Genomic DNA, 305 nt, shown 5'->3' on the forward strand with positions numbered 1-305 from the left:
GAGATGCCCTCCGGCCGGTCCGTCGCCGGCCCGCCCGCCGAGCCCGCCACCGACGCCACCGCCCCGGCCGAGGCCACGGTGCCCGCCGAGACCACGGAGCCCGTCGACCCCGCCGACACCCCGGACCCCGGCGACCCGGCCCAGGCCACCGACCCCGCCGCAGCCGCGGAGGCCCCGGTGCCCGCCGAGGTCCTCGCGGAGGCCGCCGCACCCGCCGAGCCGGCCGCACCCGCCGAGCCGCGCGGCCCGGCGGCCCCCGGCTACGACGAGGCCGGTCGCGAGGCCGTCCACCAGGTGATCCGCGA

1 pseudogene is annotated in these 305 nt (G+C 83.6%); it reads left to right on the plus strand.

Annotated elements, in window-relative coordinates:
• Window positions 1-305, plus strand: a pseudogene (locus PUR61_RS45550) (2-oxoglutarate dehydrogenase, E2 component, dihydrolipoamide succinyltransferase); the annotation flags it as partial.

Source organism: Streptomyces sp. BE20 (genome assembly GCF_036322525.1).
Taxonomy (GTDB): Bacteria; Actinomycetota; Actinomycetes; order Streptomycetales; family Streptomycetaceae; genus Kitasatospora.